Source organism: Rhodoglobus sp. G.S.4 (assembly GCF_056619605.1).
This window is the reverse complement of sequence record NZ_CM152748.1, coordinates 2,827,346-2,846,495: the sequence shown is the minus strand read 5'-3', so window position 1 is coordinate 2,846,495 and position 19,150 is coordinate 2,827,346. Positions and strand designations below refer to the sequence as shown.

General features: G+C 59.2%; 18 protein-coding genes and 1 pseudogene. 14 read left to right on the top strand and 5 right to left on the bottom strand.

From position 1 onward, the window contains the following. Nucleotides 1-158: 158 nt before the first annotated feature. Both murJ and AC061P_RS13975 read right to left on the bottom strand, forming a co-directional pair. Nucleotides 159-1,844 carry a murein biosynthesis integral membrane protein MurJ gene (murJ, locus tag AC061P_RS13980; RefSeq protein ID WP_449647854.1) on the bottom strand — a complete coding sequence of 562 codons (1,686 nt, stop codon included), beginning with the start codon at nt 1,842-1,844 and terminating at the stop codon, nt 159-161. Beyond that, nucleotides 1,837-3,513, bottom strand: a complete 1,677-nt coding sequence (locus AC061P_RS13975) for a DUF6049 family protein (protein WP_449647853.1) — start codon at nt 3,511-3,513, stop codon at nt 1,837-1,839. The genes murJ and AC061P_RS13975 overlap by 8 nt, the downstream gene beginning before the upstream one ends. 125 nt (nt 3,514-3,638) lie before the next feature. Here AC061P_RS13975 and AC061P_RS13970 point away from each other — a divergent pair, with 125 nt between their 5' ends. From AC061P_RS13970 to AC061P_RS13935, 8 genes and pseudogenes are all read left to right on the top strand, one after another. Further along, entirely contained in the window at nt 3,639-5,066 is a 1,428-nt protein-coding gene (locus AC061P_RS13970; protein ID WP_480391499.1) for a CCA tRNA nucleotidyltransferase, read from the top strand. A 169-nt stretch (nt 5,067-5,235) separates the two neighbouring features. Continuing rightward, a pseudogene (gene rpsF / locus AC061P_RS13965) lies at nt 5,236-5,577 on the top strand (30S ribosomal protein S6); the annotation flags it as partial. Nucleotides 5,578-5,768: 191 nt separating this feature from the next. After that, nucleotides 5,769-6,287, top strand: a complete 519-nt coding sequence (locus tag AC061P_RS13960) for a single-stranded DNA-binding protein (protein ID WP_449647851.1) — start codon at nt 5,769-5,771, stop codon at nt 6,285-6,287. Between the two features lie 42 nt (nt 6,288-6,329). Then, nucleotides 6,330-6,593, top strand: a complete 264-nt coding sequence (gene rpsR, locus AC061P_RS13955) for a 30S ribosomal protein S18 (RefSeq protein WP_009773575.1) — start codon at nt 6,330-6,332, stop codon at nt 6,591-6,593. Between the two features lie 12 nt (nt 6,594-6,605). Continuing rightward, nucleotides 6,606-7,058 (top strand): 50S ribosomal protein L9, encoded by a 453-nt coding sequence (gene rplI, locus AC061P_RS13950; RefSeq protein ID WP_449647850.1) that lies wholly within the window; start codon nt 6,606-6,608, stop codon nt 7,056-7,058. A gap of 397 nt (nt 7,059-7,455) precedes the next feature. Beyond that, on the top strand, nt 7,456-8,841 hold the full coding sequence (gene dnaB, locus AC061P_RS13945; RefSeq protein ID WP_449647849.1) for a replicative DNA helicase: 1,386 nt from the start codon (nt 7,456-7,458) through the stop codon (nt 8,839-8,841). Nucleotides 8,842-8,952: 111 nt separating this feature from the next. Next, nucleotides 8,953-9,597 (top strand): hypothetical protein, encoded by a 645-nt coding sequence (locus tag AC061P_RS13940; RefSeq protein WP_480391498.1) that lies wholly within the window; start codon nt 8,953-8,955, stop codon nt 9,595-9,597. Next, on the top strand, nt 9,598-9,843 hold the full coding sequence (locus tag AC061P_RS13935) for a hypothetical protein (RefSeq protein ID WP_480391497.1): 246 nt from the start codon (nt 9,598-9,600) through the stop codon (nt 9,841-9,843). Nucleotides 9,844-10,246: 403 nt separating this feature from the next. Here the strand turns inward: AC061P_RS13935 and purB are convergent, their stop codons facing one another. Beyond that, nucleotides 10,247-11,638: an adenylosuccinate lyase gene (purB, locus tag AC061P_RS13930; protein WP_449647846.1), complete on the bottom strand. Its 1,392-nt coding sequence runs from the start codon at nt 11,636-11,638 to the stop codon at nt 10,247-10,249. An 8-nt stretch (nt 11,639-11,646) separates the two neighbouring features. Then, complete coding sequence (locus tag AC061P_RS13925; RefSeq protein WP_480391496.1) at nt 11,647-12,177, bottom strand: low molecular weight protein-tyrosine-phosphatase; 531 nt, start codon at nt 12,175-12,177, stop codon at nt 11,647-11,649. Between the two features lie 125 nt (nt 12,178-12,302). Here AC061P_RS13925 and AC061P_RS13920 point away from each other — a divergent pair, with 125 nt between their 5' ends. Then, nucleotides 12,303-12,563 carry a hypothetical protein gene (locus AC061P_RS13920; RefSeq protein WP_480391495.1) on the top strand — a complete coding sequence of 87 codons (261 nt, stop codon included), beginning with the start codon at nt 12,303-12,305 and terminating at the stop codon, nt 12,561-12,563. Then, nucleotides 12,553-13,980, top strand: coding sequence for a hypothetical protein (locus AC061P_RS13915; RefSeq protein ID WP_480391494.1), 1,428 nt, complete (start codon nt 12,553-12,555; stop codon nt 13,978-13,980). The genes AC061P_RS13920 and AC061P_RS13915 overlap by 11 nt, the downstream gene beginning before the upstream one ends. A gap of 51 nt (nt 13,981-14,031) precedes the next feature. Here AC061P_RS13915 and AC061P_RS13910 read toward each other — a convergent pair whose 3' ends face one another. Next, nucleotides 14,032-14,427 (bottom strand): phage holin family protein, encoded by a 396-nt coding sequence (locus tag AC061P_RS13910; protein WP_449647842.1) that lies wholly within the window; start codon nt 14,425-14,427, stop codon nt 14,032-14,034. Between the two features lie 127 nt (nt 14,428-14,554). Between AC061P_RS13910 and AC061P_RS13905 the strand changes: the two genes are divergently transcribed. From AC061P_RS13905 to AC061P_RS13890, 4 genes are read left to right on the top strand one after another with little or no spacing between them, the layout of a single operon-like run. Continuing rightward, nucleotides 14,555-15,646 (top strand): histidinol-phosphate transaminase, encoded by a 1,092-nt coding sequence (locus AC061P_RS13905; protein ID WP_480391493.1) that lies wholly within the window; start codon nt 14,555-14,557, stop codon nt 15,644-15,646. Between the two features lie 4 nt (nt 15,647-15,650). Beyond that, on the top strand, nt 15,651-16,766 hold the full coding sequence (locus AC061P_RS13900; protein ID WP_480391492.1) for a thiamine pyrophosphate-dependent dehydrogenase E1 component subunit alpha: 1,116 nt from the start codon (nt 15,651-15,653) through the stop codon (nt 16,764-16,766). Then, nucleotides 16,766-17,740: an alpha-ketoacid dehydrogenase subunit beta gene (locus tag AC061P_RS13895; protein ID WP_449647839.1), complete on the top strand. Its 975-nt coding sequence runs from the start codon at nt 16,766-16,768 to the stop codon at nt 17,738-17,740. Before AC061P_RS13900 ends, AC061P_RS13895 begins: the two co-directional genes overlap by 1 nt. A gap of 14 nt (nt 17,741-17,754) precedes the next feature. After that, nucleotides 17,755-19,146 (top strand): dihydrolipoamide acetyltransferase family protein, encoded by a 1,392-nt coding sequence (locus AC061P_RS13890; protein WP_480391491.1) that lies wholly within the window; start codon nt 17,755-17,757, stop codon nt 19,144-19,146. Nucleotides 19,147-19,150: the final 4 nt, after the last annotated feature.

Here is a 19,150-nt window from a genome sequence, read left to right as displayed (position 1 = left end):
TTTTTCGTGTCTCCTTGGGATCGTTATTACCCGGTTCAACACATCCTAGCTATGGAGTATTCCAAGCGGCTGGGGCATGCGGGGCTAGCTACAGATTGTTAGCAGCCCTGTCATTGTGAGTTCCCTTTCGGGTAAACCGCGAGGGTATCGAGCGAAGGCTACCGGCGGCGCAAACGCGATGCGATGGGCTTGGCGAAAGCGAAGAACTCGTCATTCTTGGTGAGCGCGAGAGTTGCCGCATAGATGACCAGCATTCCGGTACCTGCCAGCGCGATGGAAGCAAAGCCACCAGCAAAACCGGAAACAACAAAGGAATCTTCGCCAAATCCGCCAAGAAGCATCAGAATTCCGAAGCCGGCGGCGGCTGCAGGCAGCATTGCCGCAAAGAACCACAACGCACGCAAGATGAGCGGAAGAATGACAAACCCGGGAACTCTCTTGCGCAGAACGATAAGGGCAATAACGGTTTGAATCGTGCCGGCAATGCTAATCATCGCCGCCAATCCCATGGCGATGCGATCAACGGGGAACGTCGAGACGACAAGCGCTCCACAGACATACAGCACCACCTGGAGACTCTGCAGGATGAACGGGGTACGAGTGTCTTCGAACGCATAGAAGACCCGCTGCAATACGTACATAACGCTAAACGGGACTAGGCCGACAAGGTAAAGGATGAGCACGAAGGCCAGCGATAGTGTCTGGTCGTAACTAGTGGCGAATAGTGCGCTGAAGGGGAACGCAATCACCATCAGGCCGATCGCCGCAAACATGAGCAGCATCAGGATCGACCGCAGAGATGAAGAAACATCGTCGCGCATTGACGCGAGATCTCCGTCACGCGCGTGGCCGCTCATCCGGGTGAAGTAGGCCATACCGATCGATACCGCAATCACCGAGTGCGGGAGCATGAAAATGAGCCACGCGGTGGTGATGAGGAAGACGGATGCCCCACCAGACGCAATCGTCGCAACGCGCGTACCGATCACACCACCTATCTGTGTGACCAGGATCATGCCGAAGGTCCACGCTGCCGCTTTTCCTGCTGCGCCGAGACCTACCCCGCGCCAGCGGAATTCTGGGCGATACCGAAGACCGGCCCGGTGCCAGAAATACGCCAAGAGAGCTGCCTGAACGGCAACCCCAAGAGTGGCGCTCCCAGCGAGGACTGCGACCATCTGATCGGTCCAGTCCGCTGGCGGCACGCCGGAAACAGTGCCGAAAAGCAACTGGAACACGATCAGACCGGAAAGCATTACGACGTTGTTCGCGACGGGAGCCCAGGTAAATGGTCCGAACTTGCCGCGGGCATTGAGCACCTCGCCCAAAAGTGAATAGAGCGCGTAGAACAGAATCTGCGGCAGGCACCAGTAGGCGAAGGCGGTAGCGAGAGCAAACTCTGGCGGGCCGAATTTGTCGCTCGACTGTGCGTACACCTGAACGAGCCATGGGGCACTGACAGTCGCAATGGCGGTGATCACCAGAAAGACGACTACGCCGAGAGTCACCAGGCGATTAATGAATTTTTGGCCACCATCTTTGTGAAGCGCCGCTCTGACAATCTGCGGCACAATGACCGCACTAAGCATTCCCCCGGCGACGATCGCATAGATGCTCTTGGGCAACTGATTGGCGATCGCGTAGGCGTCACCGGACCCGAACAAGCCAAGAGTGCGGGCAAGAACGAGAGCGCTGAGGAAGCCAAGGATGCGCGAAACAAAGGTGCCCGACGCAAGCAGAGCACTCGCACGGCCGATTGTTGACGCTTTCTGGGCGGGAAGCGCCGTTGCGGCAGTGGGCACCCCCGGACCCGGTTGAGTTTCGGGTTCTCTCGGATTAGTCATCTACGGGCTTTCTGCGGCGCACGATACTCCGAACGAATCCGACTCCGAAGACCACCACCACGAGTGCAGCGAAGGCCAAAACAATGGGCGTTTCCCACCCAGCCTGAACATTGACTTCGCTGACGGTATTGCTGCCGATGGGGAGCCCAGTGCTGCTCGTGAGGCTGATATCAACGTCGACAACACCATTGGACAGCGCCTGCACAGGAATGTTGCCCTTCGCTTGCGAATTTGCTTCGATGTGAAGCTCGACGCGACCATTTCCTACGGCGAGAAGACCAGTTCGCGGGTCGACCGTAATGAAGACGGTCACTGCCTGATTGAGGTTGTTGTTCACGGAGATGGGCAAGAAGCTGTTGTCAGCTAAGAAGAGAAAGTTGCTGGATTCCACAACGCTAACCGCGGAGAGGATGTCTCGAGAGTCGGCCAAAAAGGTACTGACCTCACTGAGCCAGTCGGCGGGATCTTCGGTCGGGACAACGCTCGTTACGTCAAGAAGTTCGAGTCGACGCTGGGCAACCAGTGCTTCAGGGTCGTCGGCGATGGAGAAGAAAGTGTTCTCCTGTTCCGCAGCAGCCAGGAGACGACCGACATCGCCGATGCGCTCAGCGCTCTGAGGCGTATCAATGACTGTTGCGGGCGATGCTGCAGCAATCGCCGTCGCTGAGGCGAGCGAGGTAAGAGGAACAAGAGTGATTGATGGGCTCGCCGTGAGGCTGGCTAGTGCGGTATCAAGTCGGGCCGAACTGAGTTCAAGAGAATGATCGATCGCGACGAGCACAGTCGCGGTCGCGGCTGACTGGGCATTGCCCGCCGTGAGTACTGCAGAAGCAAGAGCTGTTTCTGCCGCAGTGACATCTCGGTCGAGAGTGGAGCCGAGGGCATCATCCATGGCCGCAGATGCTGTTGAATCGGCGATGAGGGCTGTCATGCCGTCGATCGTGACAACCGAGCCAGCGCTAGCCTCTCGTTCAACATTCGTTGACGACAGAACGACTGTGCTGAAGCCACTGGCGGCAAACGCGTCGAGATCACTCGTCACGACACTATTTGCTCGGGGGTGCACTAAACCGGGGAGTGAATAATCCCAGGCCAGAAGTTCTTCCGTTGTGGGATAGGTCGGAATGACGTCGGCGCCGACATCCATCGCGTCTGCGTTATCGGTTGATGCGGGAGCGTCAGCGTCTGCGAAGTTGGCGGGATCGAGCGCAAAATCGAAACTCACTGGAGCGAGCGTTGTCGCCTCACCAGCCTGCGTAGCCAACGTCGGGTCGGAGTTCGCGTAGGGCAGCGGAACAATTTCGTTGGAGATGAGCGAAAGGCGCTCGAGCCAATTGCGAGCAGACTCTGGCGCGCTAGTGCCCAGCGCGCGAATGGAGACCAAGATCATCGGATCGATGGCAACGGCGATGGGCTTTCCTGCCACAGCATCCAATTGCCGAGTCAGCAGCCCCAAGGAGTCGGTGTAGTCGGCAAGAGTTTCGGCATCGATGAGCCCACCGCTGCCGGAGGGGACAGTCAATGGCGCGATCACGGTGACCTCGGTGGCAGCGGATGCCGTCGTTAACGTCGGAGCGACACTGGCGCTCGGTGTAGCACTTGCTCCGCTCGCGGCAAGAGTGAGGCCTAGGCCGAGCACGATGGCGGCGCTGAATACTCTTATAGGCAAGGGTCTACCCCGTACTCTCGCTTGGCCAGCATGGTGTGAGTTTATTCGTCCTTCTCTGAATGATGGGTGCGTTGTGCACTCATCGGGCAAATTGCTCGCAATGGTCGTGCGAAACTAGTCGCATCATGGAGAGTGTTGCCGCCGCAATTGAGAGTCTCGGAAAGCTTGCCGACTCTAAACCCGTAGCCACCCTAGCCGCGCGATTCGCTGCTGAAGGCTTCGAACTCGCGCTTGTGGGTGGACCGGTGAGGGACGCCTTCCTGGGGCGCGTTGTTAGCGACCTCGATTTTGCGACAAATGCGAACCCCGACGACATCATGCGAATCGTTAAGCCGATCTCGGATGCGCAGTGGGACATCGGTCGAGACTTTGGCACGATCGCGGCCCGCATTGACGGGGAAACGGTCGAAATTACGACGTATCGTGCCGATAGCTATGACGGTGAAACGAGAAAGCCGGTTGTCGCTTTTGGTGATTCTCTGGAGAAAGACCTCGAACGTCGGGACTTCAGCGTCAATGCGATGGCTTTGCGTTTGCCTGAGCGGGTTCTTGTTGACCCGTGGAATGGTGTTGAGGACCTGCTGACCAAAACCCTCACAACACCTGGATCGCCTGAGGTGTCGTTCGGCGATGATCCGCTGCGGATGATGCGAGCCGCGCGTTTCACGTCGCAGCTGGGTTTCACGGTCTCCCCTGACACTGTTCGGGCGATGACAGAGCTCGCCCCGCGGATCGAGATCGTCAGCGTCGAGCGGGTGAGTGATGAGCTCACAAAACTGTTGAAGACGGATGACCCGGTTCCGGGCATCCGCCTTCTGGTCGAGACGGGGATTGCTGACCACGTGCTCCCCGAGATTCCGGCATTGAAGCTTGAGGTCGATGAGCACGCCCACCACAAGGATGTCTACGAGCATTCGCTGACAGTGTTGCGTCAAGCGATTGACCTCGAAAAGAGTCGCCCGGGAATCGAGGGCCCAGACCTTGTTCTGAGGATCGCTGCGCTACTGCACGACATCGGCAAGCCTTCGACGCGCAAAATCGAACGCGGCGGTGTCGTGACCTTCCACCATCACGACGTTGTTGGGGCAAAGCTTGCGACGAAGCGTTTGAGGGCTCTGCGTTTCGACAAGGACACAATCACCTCGGTAGCGCGGCTCGTTGAGCTTCACTTGCGCTTCTTCGGTTACACCGAGGGCGCGTGGACTGATTCGGCCGTGCGCCGCTACGTTCGGGATGCCGGAGCTCAGCTTGAACGCCTGCACATCATTACCCGGGCGGATGTCACTACGCGCAATGTGCGGAAGGCCGACCGTTTAGCTTTTGCCTACGACGACCTCGAAGATCGGATCGCGGCAATCGCTGAGGCAGAGGGAATTGCGGCAGTACGCCCCGATCTCGACGGCGAACAGATCATGGCCATTCTGGAACTTAAGCCGAGTCGTGAGGTTGGAGAGGCGTATTCGTTCTTGCTCGAGCTGCGACTCGACGAGGGGCCACTCGGTGAGCCTGAGGCAGAAAAGCGACTGCGCGCGTGGTGGGCTGAGCGTCAATAACGCCCACTAGTCTTCTCGCCTTGAGTATTGACCCGCCAAGCAACTACACTAGGCAGGTTGTCTAACTACCAATAGGTGGAAAGACGAACGTCAACACCCTCCTGTTACAGATCGTCTGTAACCGTTTAAGTCCGAAGGAGGTGGGTTTGTGACGCATCAGTACGAACTCATGGTCATCCTCGATCCAGAGATCGACGAACGCACCGTGGCTCCCAGTCTCGACAAGTTCCTCAATGTCATCCGTAATGACGGTGGCACCATCGATAACATCGATATTTGGGGTCGCCGTCGTTTGGCCTACGAGATCAACAAGAAGACCGAAGGCATCTACGCCGTCGTCAACTTCACCGCAGAGAGCAAGTCAACAGACGAGCTCGACCGCCAACTCTCACTCAGCGAAGCTGTCATGCGCACCAAGGTGCTGCGTGCAGAAGCTGGGTTCGCTCAGGTAGCTGCTGCCAAGAAGATTGCTGAAGAGAAGGCCGCCCGCAAGGCTGCTGCTCCAGCAAAGACTCCTGCAGCCGCAACCAAGGCTCCTGCCGCTGCGACTAAGGCTCCTGCCGAAGACGCCAAGGCTCCTGCTGCTCCTACCGAGGCTCCTGCCGCTGCGACTAAGGCTCCTGCCGAAGACGCCAAGGCTCCTGCTGCTCCTACCGAGGCTCCTGTCGAAGCAGCCAAGGCTGAAGCGGAAGCAGAGTAGTCGTGGCCGGCGAGACAGTCATTACGGTCGTGGGTAACCTCACGGCAGATCCAGAACTGCGGTACACGCAGGGTGGACTTGCTGTGGCTAACTTCACCATTGCCTCAACGCCGCGCACCTTCGATCGAGCATCGAACGAGTGGAAAGACGGAGAAGCACTGTTTCTCCGCGCTTCGTGCTGGCGTGAATTCGCCGAGCACGTTGCTGGAACCCTGACTAAGGGCAGCCGCGTTATTGCGCAGGGCCGCCTTCGTCAGCGCTCCTACGAAACCAAAGAGGGCGAAAAGCGCACGAGCATGGAACTGGAGATCGACGAAGTCGGCCCCAGCCTCCGTTATGCAACGGCGCAGGTAACCCGTGCACCCCGTGATAGCTCGGCCCCTCGTGGCGCCCAGCAAAACGGTGGCGGACAGCAAGGCGCAGGCCAGTCGAAAGACGAGCCGTGGGCCGCAAGTGCTCCCGCAGCATCTGGTGACGTATGGAACACGCCAGGCAACTACTCCGACGAGACGCCTTTCTAGGCACTCGACGCTCAGCCTTAATTACAGAAAGAAGTAACACTCATGGCAGGAAAGAGCAGCGGCGACCGCCGCAAGCCCATCCGCAAGGGCAAGGACGGCAAGAACGCCGCACCAGCCAAGTCGATTCGCGTTGGCGTAATCGACTACAAGGATGTCGCTACGCTTCGTAAATTCATCTCCGAGCGTGGAAAGATCCGCGCCCGTCGTATCACCGGTGTTTCCGTTCAGGAGCAGCGTCTCATCGCCACGGCCGTCAAGAACGCCCGTGAGATGGCATTGCTGCCCTACGCCGGCGCAGGCCGTTAAGGAGCCACCGACATGTCTAAGCTCATCCTCACTCACGAAGTGACCGGTCTCGGCACTCCCGGTGACGTCGTCGACGTAAAGAACGGCTTCGCTCGTAACTACCTCATCCCCCAGGGCTTTGCCGTGGCGTGGACTCGCGGTGGCGAAAAGCAGGTCGAGTCCATCAAGGCAGCACGCGTTTCACGCGAGCACGCCACTCTCGAAGAAGCGCAGGACCTCAAGGCTCGCCTCCAGGCGACCAAGGTCAAGCTCACCGTGACCGCTGGTCAGGGTGGACGTCTGTTCGGTTCGGTTAAGCCTTCACACGTGGCAGAAGCTGTCACCGCTGCTGGTCTTGGCGACATCGACAAGCGCAAGATCGAGATCACGAGCCCCATCAAGGTTGTTGGCGACCACGAAGCTACGATTCGTCTGCGTGACGACATCGTTGCGACGATCACCCTTCAGGTTGTTGCAGGCAAGTAACTGATTTACCGCAAGGACGACGGGCCAATTGGCCCGTCGTCCTTGTGTTTTAACCCGACTTGTCAAGTCCTTTATGCACAGGATTTCGAAAAGATACGGAACCCTCAAGCCTGACTTTAGACATGTTTCTACACACTGTGTGTGGATTGTAAAAGAGCAGGTCAGCGGTGCCTTACGCGAAATACTGGGGTGAGTTTCCACAGTTGTTTCCACAGGTTCCTCACAAGAGTTGCGGCGTTTCGCCGGAGTTCTGCACAGCCCTATCCACAGCCCCAGTTGTGGGTTGTTGACCATGCTTCGTATTGTGAAGGAGCCTTGAAGCAGGCACCAGTGAGGAGCCTGCCCGAGTGTCGGGGGTTACCCGTATAACTAGGGCTGCCCCACTAGGAGGAAACGTATGTCTATTGCGCACTTGGGCCTCGCCGGTGACGAACGTCAGTCCGGCGAATCCCGCGGCTCCCGCGGCGACCGCGTTCCCCCGCACGACCTCCTCGCCGAACAGAGCGCGATCGGTGGAATGCTGCTCAGCAAAGATGCCGTAGCCGACGTCATCGAGACAGTACGTGGTGGAGACTTCTACGTTCCCAAGCACGAAACGATCTTCAACGCAGTACTGACGCTCTACTCGCACGGTGAACCGACCGACGTGATCGCCGTTACCGATGAGCTCACCAAGACCGGTGAACTCTCGCGAGCTGGTGGTGTTGAGTACCTTCACACTCTTACCGGTGTCGTACCCACCGCGGCTAACGCCGGCTTTTACGCAAACATCGTCACCGAGAAAGCTGTTCTCCGCCGCCTCGTTGAAGCAGGCACCCGCATCGTTCAGATGGGTTACGCCAGCGAAGGCGAAGTGCTCGACCTCGTCAACAACGCCCAGGCGGAGATTTACTCTGTAACCGGTGGAGTCGAAACCGAAGACTACGTGCCCCTCACAACCGCAGTCGAGAGTGCGATCGACGAAATCGAAGCCGCCCGCGGCCGCGACGGTCAGATGATCGGTGTTCCCACCGGATTCGCTGAACTCGATGAACTCACCAACGGGTTGCACCCCGGCCAGCTGATCATTTTGGCCGCGCGACCAGCTATCGGTAAGTCAACGCTTGGTTTGGACTTCGCTCGCGCAGCATCCATTCACCATGATTTGCCGTCGATTGTTTTCTCGCTCGAAATGGGGCGCAGTGAGATCGCTATGCGACTGCTGTCTGCAGAAGCCAGCGTTCCCCTGCAGCACATGCGTAAGGGATCGGTGCACGCCAACGACTGGACCACAATCGCTCAGACTCGTGGCCGCATCAACGATGCCCCGCTGTACATCGATGACAGCCCCAACATGACTCTCGTCGAGATTCGTGCCAAGTGCCGCCGACTCAAACAAAAAGTCGGCCTGCGCATGGTCATCATCGACTACCTGCAGCTCATGACGAGCGGTAAGAAAGTCGAATCGCGACAGCAAGAGGTCAGCGAGTTCTCGCGTGCACTCAAGCTGCTTGCGAAAGAACTTGAAGTCCCCGTGATCGCTATCTCTCAGCTGAACCGTGGACCTGAACAGCGTGCAGACAAGAAGCCTGCCCTCTCCGACCTTCGTGAATCAGGATCGCTCGAGCAAGACGCCGACATGGTTATCCTGCTGCACCGCGAAAGTGCGTACGAAGCAGACAGCCCCCGTGCCGGAGAAGCTGACCTGATCATTGCCAAGCACCGCAACGGACCAACCCGCACCGTGACCGTCGGCTTCCACGGCCACTTCTCGCGCTTCGTCGACCTTCCGCCCGGGTCATAGCGGCTCGACTGCCGCTGCGCTAGCCCAAGGCGCCTGAGAGCGCGCCGACGTAGCGGCACGCCAAGCGGCTTACACTAGAAGCAACCGCTCGTTCAGAAAGAAGGCGATCGCTTGACTAGTGCTCACACCGAGCCGCTGCCGGCATCCACTGCGTGGTACGTGCCGTTAGCCCGAGCAATTCCCGCCATTGCTGTCGCTATTGCCGTCACGTTTTCGGCAGACCACTCCGCACGCCTGGGACTTGTTACTCTCGCGAGTTTCACCCTCGTCGCTGGCGCCGTGATCCTGACCGCCAGCGTGCTGTCACCGCACCGCGGCATCCAGCGCACCCTCTTGATTACTCAGGGTGTCGTTACGCTGATGACCGCAATTGCCGCATTCGTTGCCACCGGAGGCGGGCAGGCGTATTTCGTCTTCCTGCTCACCGCTTTTGCTGCAATCACCGGCTTTATCGAGCTCTACCTCGGACTACGAAGCCGCGGACGCGACGCATCATCGCGCGACTGGGTTTTCGTTGGATCACTGACCGCGATCCTCGCACTCGTCGTGCTGCTGGTTCCACCGGGATTTGCTCAGCCATACACGGGACCTGACGGCATCGATCGAGAATTGACGGCATCCATCGTGGTCGTCGGGCTTCTTGGAGCTTATTGGGCCATCCTTGGGGTGTATTTGGTGATTGCTGCGCTCTCACTCAAGTGGAGCAGCAACGATCACATCGCGGCCACCGCAGCCGTGCAACAGAAAGAGGACTAGGTGGATTCCCCCAACAAGCGTGACCGTACGCGCCCAGCCGAAATGCTCGGCCTTTCTGGAATCTTTGCGATCTTTACTGGACTCGTCGTATTCATGTCCACTCGCGAATGGATGCTCGGCCTCATCTTCGCCGGAATCGCCTTCATCGTCTCGCTCGTGACCATCGCGATGCTCGTGCTCGCTATCCGGCCCGACAAAGACGAGCTGCTCGATCTCGACGAGCAGGACCGCGACTCAGCGCACTAGCCGGCACCGGGCCGCACCTGCCGCACCTGCCGCCGTTGTTGCCGTTATCGCCGTCGCGGGCGGCGTCCCCTGCACTGTCTCTGTAATTCCCGCTGCCCCGTTTTCCGTGCCCTGCCCTGTGCCCCGTTTCCCCCTTTGCCCCGTTTCCCCCTGCCCTTTCCCCCTTCGGAAATTCAGGAAAATCGGGCTCGCCAACGAATCGGCTTGCGGGACTTCCGCGCGATTCCCACGATCTCGCTGCACGCCTCAGTAGCTTTTCCTGAATTTCCGAAGGGCGCGGACGGGGGTGGCGTCCAGAGACGGTCGCGGCTTTAACGCAAAAGCCAGCCTCCGTGAAGAGGCCGGCCTTGTGCCGCGCGCGAGTTACTAGATCGTGCGTGAGTAACGAGAACGCGCGCGTGAGTTACTTGCTGTCACCGAGGTAGTCGACGAGCGAACTTGCGAGCCCAACATAGGTGGCTGGAGTCAGCGTCTGCAGGCGTGCTTTGGCATCCGCACCAATGTCGAGCCCGGCGATGAACTCGCTGAGGTCGGTCGCGTTGATGCGCTTGCCGCGCGTGAGCTCCTTGAGGATCGCGTAGGGGTCGCTGATGGTGCTGCGACCAGCAGTGACCTCTGCGCGGATGACTGTCTGGATGGCCTCGCCGAGAATCTCCCAGTTGCTGTCGAGATCCGCATCGAGCGCAACAGGGTTGAGGGCGATCTCCTTGAGGCCGCGCTCGATGTTGTCGAGAGCGAGCAGCGAGTGGCCGTAGGCGACACCCACGTTGCGCTGCGTCGTGGAATCGGTGAGGTCGCGCTGCAGGCGAGAAGTCACCAGGGTTTGAGCGAGCGACTCGAGAAGCGCGCTCGACAGCTCGAGGTTTGCTTCGGCGTTCTCAAAGCGGATGGGGTTGATCTTGTGCGGCATCGTCGATGAACCGGTCGCGCCCGCCTGCGGGATCTGGCGGAAGTAGCCCATCGAAATGTACGACCACACGTCGGTGCAAAGGTTGTGCAGCACACGGTTGGCGTGGCTCGTGGCCTGGTACAGCTCCACTTGCCAGTCGTGCGACTCGATCTGTGTGGTCAGTGGGTTCCAGTCGAGCCCCAGGGACTCCACGAACTCCTTCGACAGCGCCGGCCAGTTCTGCTCGGGGTCTGCAGCAAGGTGGGCGGCAAAGGTGCCGGTAGCTCCGCTGAACTTGCCGAGGTAGCTGATGCCCTCAATGCGAGTCAGGATGCGCTCCAGACGGTATACAAAGACCGCGAACTCCTTGCCCATGGTGGTCGGCGTCGCCGGCTGACCGTGGGTGTGAGCGAGCATCGCGTTGTCGCGCATGAGCTCGGACTGCGCCCGAAGCGCATCGAGCACGATACGAAACTTAGGCAGCCAGACCTCGCGCACGGCATCGGAGATGGTGAGCGCGTAGGAGAGGTTGTTGACGTCTTCGCTGGTGGCGGCGAAATGGGTGAGCTCGGCGATGGCGTTGAGGCCGAGTTCGTCAAGCTTGGCGCGCACGAGGTACTCGACGGCCTTCACGTCGTGGCGGGTCGTGGCTTCGAGGCGAGCAAGCTCATCGATCTGCTCTTGGCCGAAATCAGCAGCGAACGCGCGCAAGGCGCTGGTGTGCTCAACAGAAAGAGCAGTCGACCCGAACAGGCTCTTGTCGGTGAGGAAGATGAGCCACTCAACTTCGACGTGCACGCGGGCCCGATTCAGTCCTGCTTCAGAGAGGTGCTCGCCCAACGCCGAGACGGCAGGGCGGTAGCGGCCATCAAGAGGGCTTAGTGGTTGAACGGGCAACGGGCTCATGAGGCTCCCTAGTTGTTGGCGGAGTGTGCTGTGATTCCTGGCGTGATCTGACGAAATAGTGAGCCGCAGGCCCTCTCGATCATGCCGAGGACATGGTCGAAGAGTGCGGCATCCGAATAGTAGGGGTCTGGCACGTCTATGAGATGAGCGAGTTCGCTATCAAAGCCCAACATGGGCTGCACTTTTGACCGGTCTTGGTCGCTGGGTGCCCAGGTGCGCAGAATTCGTTCTTGTCCTCGATCAAACGCAACGATGAGGTCAAGCTTGTTGAACCATTCGGGGTCAAACTGGCGGGCTCGATGCCCAGAACCATTGTAGCCGCGCGCCGCGAGGGCGTTGATGGTGCGGTCGTCGGCCGGCTCGCCAACATGCCAATCGCCGGTGCCAGCGGAGGCAACGACAATGCGGTCTTCGAGGCCAGCCTTGGCGATTAGGTCCTTGAAAACAGCCTCTGCCATCGGGGAGCGGCAGATGTTGCCGGTGCAGACAAAACAGACTTTGAATGTCGTCGAGTCGGAGAGTGCACGCTCGAAGGTCATGCTTCATTGTCGCGCAGTTTCAACTCCCCAACAGCGGTGGTTCAGGGATTGGTCTTCCTGACTTCTCGCGGACACCTTAAGCAAGGGGAAAGTTTCAGCACAGTTGAGTCATCGGAAGGCGATAGATGACAAATCCCATGGATGTGACGGCCAGCGTCGCACTCGAGTTTCAGGCTCAACAACTCCGCATGATTAGCGAACGGCTCTCTTATGTGCGCTCGCTGCTGCCGAAACACGGCATCAATTGGCGTGGGCCAGCCCAGCAGGTGTTCGATTCCGGCGTGCAGGAGTTGCATCGGGATCTCGCGAGCGCGTGCACGATGATCGAGACGGCAGAACAGCGCACCATGACTGCTCTGGGTCAGATGAGTGCTCGTGTCGGATGAGCTCATCATCTCGGGCGGTGGCAGTCATGCGATTGCCACTGACGAGATGCTCAGCAGCGCGACGGGCCTCGTGCGCGCAGCAGAAATGACTCGCAGCGTTGTTGGTGCCATAGACATGGTGGATGCTCGGCTCACCACGCGGCAGCTTGAGAACTTGGGCATCCCGAGCGCAGCTGCTTTCGCTGAAGCTGATCTCGACTGTGCGCGCACTACGCTCGACCTCCTTGCTCAGCGAGCAGAGCTGATGAGCGGGCTCGTGCGAATCGCGGCAGAGACCTACGGCTGGGGTGAAAATGTTGCGCAGAATCTCATTCGGCGTGCGGCTGCTGATGCAGCAGCCGCCTTCGGGTTCCTTTTTCCTGCGTGGGCGGGTCTCGTCTTGTTGACGACTCCCCTGCTCCCGTTTCTTACCGGTGCAGGGATCGCTGCCTTCTTTCTCAGCAAAACCAATCCGGAGTTCGCCAACAAGGAATGGATGTCAGCACAACTGACTGAACTCATCAGCGATCCCGCTTTTTTGCGTGCTCTCCGACACGGAGTTATGACCGTTGATGAGTTCACTGCTGGCGCTGGAGGTGTGCCACCCGCTGTCGTGTCGGCTCTGAGTGCGGCTGGCTTGATCGGTTTGGGTACATCTGCTGGGTTTATCCAGAAGGCAGGAGGAATTGTTGGCGTGCTGAAGGAGACCCCTGTTGTGTTGAAGAGCACGACCCAACCTGAGCCAGTCAAGGCGGCGCAGACCTTCGAGGAGCGTGTCGCGCGCATCCCACAACCCACCTCCGAGCATCCCGAGCAGATTCGGATTGAGAAATTTGAGACGCCAGGAGAACCCGATCGATTTGAGGTCTATATCGCAGGCACCGTTGAGTTTGCGATTTCAGATAGCGATCAGCCACTCGACGGTACGAGCAATCTCTCGCTCGCGGCCGGACAGCAATCTGGTGCAGTCTCGGCGGTGGCCGCAGCGATGCGTGAAGCGGGAATCACCAGCGAGACCCCGGTTACTTTCAGTGGTCACTCGCAAGGCGCCGCTACCGCAGCTCGGCTCGCTGAATCTGGTGAATACAACACCGTGGGCGTCTTCACGGTTGGGGGCAACCTGGGGCAAATTGACATTCCTGACGAGGTGCGCGCGGTTGTCGTAGAGCACACCGATGACCTTGTTGTCGCTGCCGGCGGGCTACAAGACAATAGCCAGGCGCTCGTCGTAGAACGGCAAGCGTTCGGAGAACGCGCGCTTCCGGAAGGTGTGCCCGTTCCGGCCCATCAGGTCACCGAATATCGAGAGACCGCTCGGCTCATGGACCAGTCGGGCAGTGACCAAATTCGAGAATCAGCCGAAGCGCTGGGTGAGTTTACTCGCGGCGCGACAACCTCCACCGTCACTAGCTACCACTATGAGCGAGTAGAGCCTTAGGCGGCGAAAAATAGCGGAACAATAACGGGGAAACCGCGGCGGTAATGCTGGCTAGCGCTGTTTGCCCACAATGGGTCGAACCAGGATTCCGATGAACCAGCTGATCATTCCCAAGACAAGCGCACCGAGGACTCCCCACCAGAAACCGTTGACGACGAGACCGAAACCGAAGAGGCTCGAGATCCAGCTGACCAAAAGCAACAGCAACCCGTTTACTACGAGCGCAAGAAGACCAAGAGTGAGAACGTAGAGCGGAAAAGCGACGATTCGAATCAGGTTTCCCAAAACACCGTTCACGATTCCGAACACTGCAGCAACGATCAAGAAGGTCAGTACAACCTCAAGCGTTCCGCCTGGCTCGAAGGGAACCAGCTCAACACCGGCAACAAGCACCGTCGTAAGCCACAGGGCAAGAGCATTGATCAGCAGGCGCACAACGATTCTCATGGTTCAACTATGCACCCCCGATTTGTTGGGCCGCAACGCCTGCGACCGGATCCACGCTCGCGACGGCGAATAAAGAATGTCGCGGCAGCACAACAACTACACGGGCTCACGCCTCTAGGCTGGGGCAGTGACCTCACAACGCGTGCAGCTTCGGCCAGAAATTGCGGCCATCGTCCCCTACCGTCAGGGTGCCCCCGCTGAAGCTGACGCGTTCAAACTGTCGTCAAACGAAAACCCCTTCGAGCCACTGCCCTCTGTGCGTGAAGCCCTCTCCACCCACAGCATCAACCGCTACCCGGACGCCTCGGCCTACGCCTTGCGCACCCACATTGCCTCCCGCTTCGGGATAACCGCAGAAAATGTGCAGGTCGGCGCAGGTTCCGTTGCCGTACTCGCACAACTCATCACCGCGGCTTCGGCCCCCGGTGATGAAGTCATCTACGCGTGGCGAAGCTTCGAGGCCTACCCCCTGCTGGTCTCCGCAAGCGGCGCCACAAGCGTGCAGATCGCGAACGGAGCCGACCACCGACACGACCTAGCGGCAATGCGCGATGCCATCACGGCATCCACTCGAGTTGTCATCGTGTGCAGTCCCAATAACCCTACGAGCACTGTTGTCACCGATTCCGAGTTCCGTGAATTCATGGCGGCCGTTCCAGAGAACGTGCTCGTCGTTCTTGATGAGGCCTACCGCGAATTCGTCACCGATCCCGAAGCGGTGCGCGGCGAAACGCTCCTCGGCGAGTATGCGAACCTCGTTCTGCTGCGCACATTCTCCAAGGCCTATGGCCTTGCTGGCCTGCGAATCGGCTACGCCGTGGGCCCCGAATATGTGATGGATGCGGCGCGAGCGGTAGCGATTCCGCTCTCCGTAACAGAATTAGCGCAGACGGCAGCCATCGCATCCCTCGAACATGAAGATGAATTGTTGGAGCGCGTGGCACGAATAAATGCTGTTCGTGATCGCATCGTGGCCGGGCTGCACGGCCAAGGCTGGAAGGTGCCTGCCCCGAGCGGAAACTTTGTTTGGCTGCCGACGGGGGCAGTAACCAATTGGGCTGCAGAGGTTTTTCGTACCAACGGAATCGTCGTTCGTGCGCTCGGTGATGGCCTCCGAATCAGTGTCGGTGAGGAAGAATCTGTGGAGAAACTCCTAAGGGCAGCGCAAGAGGTTGTGAGTTCTCGCGAAAACGAACCCGCGCGAGCCACGTTAGATTAGTCGAATGTCTTATACCGCCGCGACGGTTCAGCTGCTGTCTCCCGAGGGCACGCTCGTTCACAGCGATGCCAGCGAACAGTACCTCCCGTATGTAGACAAGCTCAGTGATGACGCTCTTCAGGAGCTTCACCGTCATATGGTCGTGATGCGCCGCTTTGATATTGAGGCCGCGAATCTTCAGCGCCAAGGTCAGCTTGCCCTCTGGGTGCCGAGCCACGGTCAGGAAGCCGCTCAGGTGGGTTCGGCTCTTGCCGCGAAGCCACAGGATCACCTTTTCCCGTCCTACCGCGAACATGTCATTGCGTTGACGCGCGGCGTTGACCCGATCACAATTTTGTCGATGTTCCGCGGGCTCAGTCATGGTGGTTGGGATCCGAAGGATCACGACAACTTCCATCTCTACACTCTGGTCATTGGCTCGCAGACGTTGCACGCCACCGGTTATGCCATGGGCCTTAATCTTCACGGGTTGACGGCGACTGGAAACCCAGACAAAGATGCCGCCGTCATGGTGTACTTCGGCGATGGTTCAACGAGCCAGGGCGATGTCAGCGAAGCAATGGTGTTTGCTGCGAGTTACCAAACGCCTCAAGTGTTTTTCTTGCAGAACAACCACTGGGCAATTTCCGTTCCGGTGTCACGTCAGTCGCGCACGCCGCTCTATTTGCGCGGCGAGGGGTTCGGCATCCCGAGCGTTCAGATCGATGGCAACGACGTACTTGCAAGCTTCGCTGTCGCGACCGCCAATTTGGATGCTGCACGCTCCGGTCAGGGGCCCCGCTTCATTGAGGCGCTCACCTACCGCATGGGCGCCCACACTACGAGCGACGACCCCTCGAAGTATCGGGATAACAGCGAGCTCGAGTTTTGGGCTCAGCGTGACCCGATCACTCGCTTCGATGCGTATCTGCGTGCTCGGGGAGCGAGTCAGTCGTTCTTTGACGAGATCGCCACCGAGGGTGATGATTTGGCGGCAGACATCCGCAAGCGGATTCTGGAATTGCCGGTTCCGGCAACGTCAACCCTTTTCGATCACGTGTATTCCGACCCGCACCCCGTAATGGATGCGCAGCGCCAGGCGCTCGCCGACTTCGAGGCATCGTTTGAGGAAGGTCACTAATGACTGAGACGATGACAATGGCGAAGGCCCTCAATGAGGGTTTGCGTGCGGCGATGGCCGACAGCACAGTGCTGCTGATGGGTGAAGACATTGGGCCGCTTGGCGGCGTTTTTCGGGTAACCGAGGGGCTTCAGGCCGAGTTTGGCGATAACCGAGTGATTGACACCCCGCTCGCGGAGTCAGGCATTGTCGGTACCGCGATCGGGCTTGCCATGAGCGGATTCCGCCCCGTGTGCGAGATTCAGTTCGATGGTTTCATTTTTCCGGGCTTCGATCAGATCACCTCCCAGCTGGCAAAGCTGACGGCCCGCCACGAAGGCACCCTGTCGATGCCGGTTGTGATTCGCGTTCCTTATGGCGGACACATTGGTGCGGTCGAGCACCACCAGGAGAGCCCGGAAGCGTACTTCGCTCATTCCGCTGGCCTTCGACTGTTGAGCCCCGCTACCCCTCATGATGCCTACTGGCTCATTCAGGAAGCCATTGCCAGCAATGACCCGGTTATGTTCTTTGAGCCCAAGTCGCGCTACTGGCAGAAGGGTGAGGTCGATCGCGAGTCGAGCGGCATCGCCACTCACGCGAGTCGCGTTGTGCGTGAAGGCACCGAAGTGACCCTTGTCGGTCACGGCGCCATTGTGTCAATGCTGTTGCAGGCAGCAGAGATCGCCGCTGAGGAGGGAACGAGTGTGGAGGTCGTTGACCTTCGATCGCTCTCCCCTATCGACTACGAACCTTTAGTGGCATCCGCTCAAAAGACGGGTCGCGTTGTTGTTGTTCAAGAGGCACCAGGGAATGTCAGTGTGGGCTCCGAGGTTGCCGCTACGGTATCTGAGCGCGCATTCTATTCACTTGAGGCCCCGGTGCTTCGGGTGAGCGGCTATGACACACCGTTCCCTCCCGCCAAGCTGGAATCCGTGTATTTGCCCAGTGTTGACCGCATCTTGGATGCTGTTGACCGGGCGTTGGCCTACTGACGAAGGAGGCCCTTGTGGCTGTATCTGAATTTCCTCTCCCCGATGTGGGCGAGGGGCTTACCGAAGCCGAGATCGTCTCCTGGAAGGTTGCGCCCGGTGATGAGATCACGGTCAACCAGGTTCTTGTCGAAATCGAGACGGCGAAGTCGCTCGTAGAGCTGCCATCGCCCTTTGCGGGCACGGTGCAGAAGTTGCTCGTCGAGGAGGGTGCGACGGTCGAAGTCGGCACCCCGATCATCAGCGTTCAGTCCGTCGGTGGTTCGGTTGAGCTCACCGCCCCCGGTTCTGGCGAAGATGAGAGCCACGGGATGATGTCCGATGTCGGCTCTGAGAGCAGTTCGGTTGATGACACTGCCGCTGCTGTCGCTGACACGGCATCCACGATTGCCAACGAAGACGACAAGCCAGGCGCTGTGCTCGTGGGTTACGGCACAGGCGGGCACGTAAGTTCACGTCGCCGCAAGGGTGCGCAGCCGTCGAAGGATGACGCGGCGGCAACCGCTGCGTCGAAGCCGCGTCCGGCATCCGTTCCCGCTTCTTTCGCGAGCCCGATCATCGCGAAGCCGCCCATTCGCAAGCTGGCGAAGGATCTGGGGGTTGAGCTCTCGGAGGTCGACGCCACAGGTCTTGCCGGTGAAACCACGCGCGAGGATGTGATTCGTCATGCTTCGCAGGCGAGTGTCTTCCGCAACATCGAGACTCCGGAGTGGGGCGGCGACCGCGATGAGCGCATTCCTGTGAAGGGTGTGCGCAAGGCGATCGCTAAGGCAATGGTGCACAGCGCATTCACGGCGCCGCACGTGAGCGTCTTCACCGACGTGGATGCCACGCGAACCATGGAGTTCGTGAAGCGTCTCAAGAACTCGCCTGACTTTGCTGGGGTACGCGTTAGCCCGCTGCTGATTATGGCGAAGGCGGTGAACTGGGCGGTGCGCCGCAACCCGACCGTGAACTCGAGTTGGACTGACAAAGAGATCATCGTTCACCACTACGTGAACTTGGGTATCGCTGCAGCCACCCCGCGCGGACTCATCGTGCCGAACGTCAAGGATGCTCAGGACCTGAGCCTCTTCGACCTTGCGAAGGCGCTCGAACAGTTGACGTTGACGGCGCGCGATGGCAAGACGCAGCCCGCCGAAATGTCGAATGGAACGATCACGATCACCAACATCGGTTCCTATGGCATGGACACGGGTACGCCAATCATCAACCCGGGTGAGGCCGCGATTGTGGCGCTCGGTTCGATCAAGCAAAAGCCGTGGGTTGTCGATGGTGAAGTGCGCGCCCGCTATGTCACCACTGTGAGTGCGAGTTTCGACCACCGCATCGTTGACGGGGATGTCGCTAGCCGCTTTGTTGCTGACCTAGCGAGTGTGCTCGAAGAGCCTGCTCTCCTGCTCGACTAGTTCG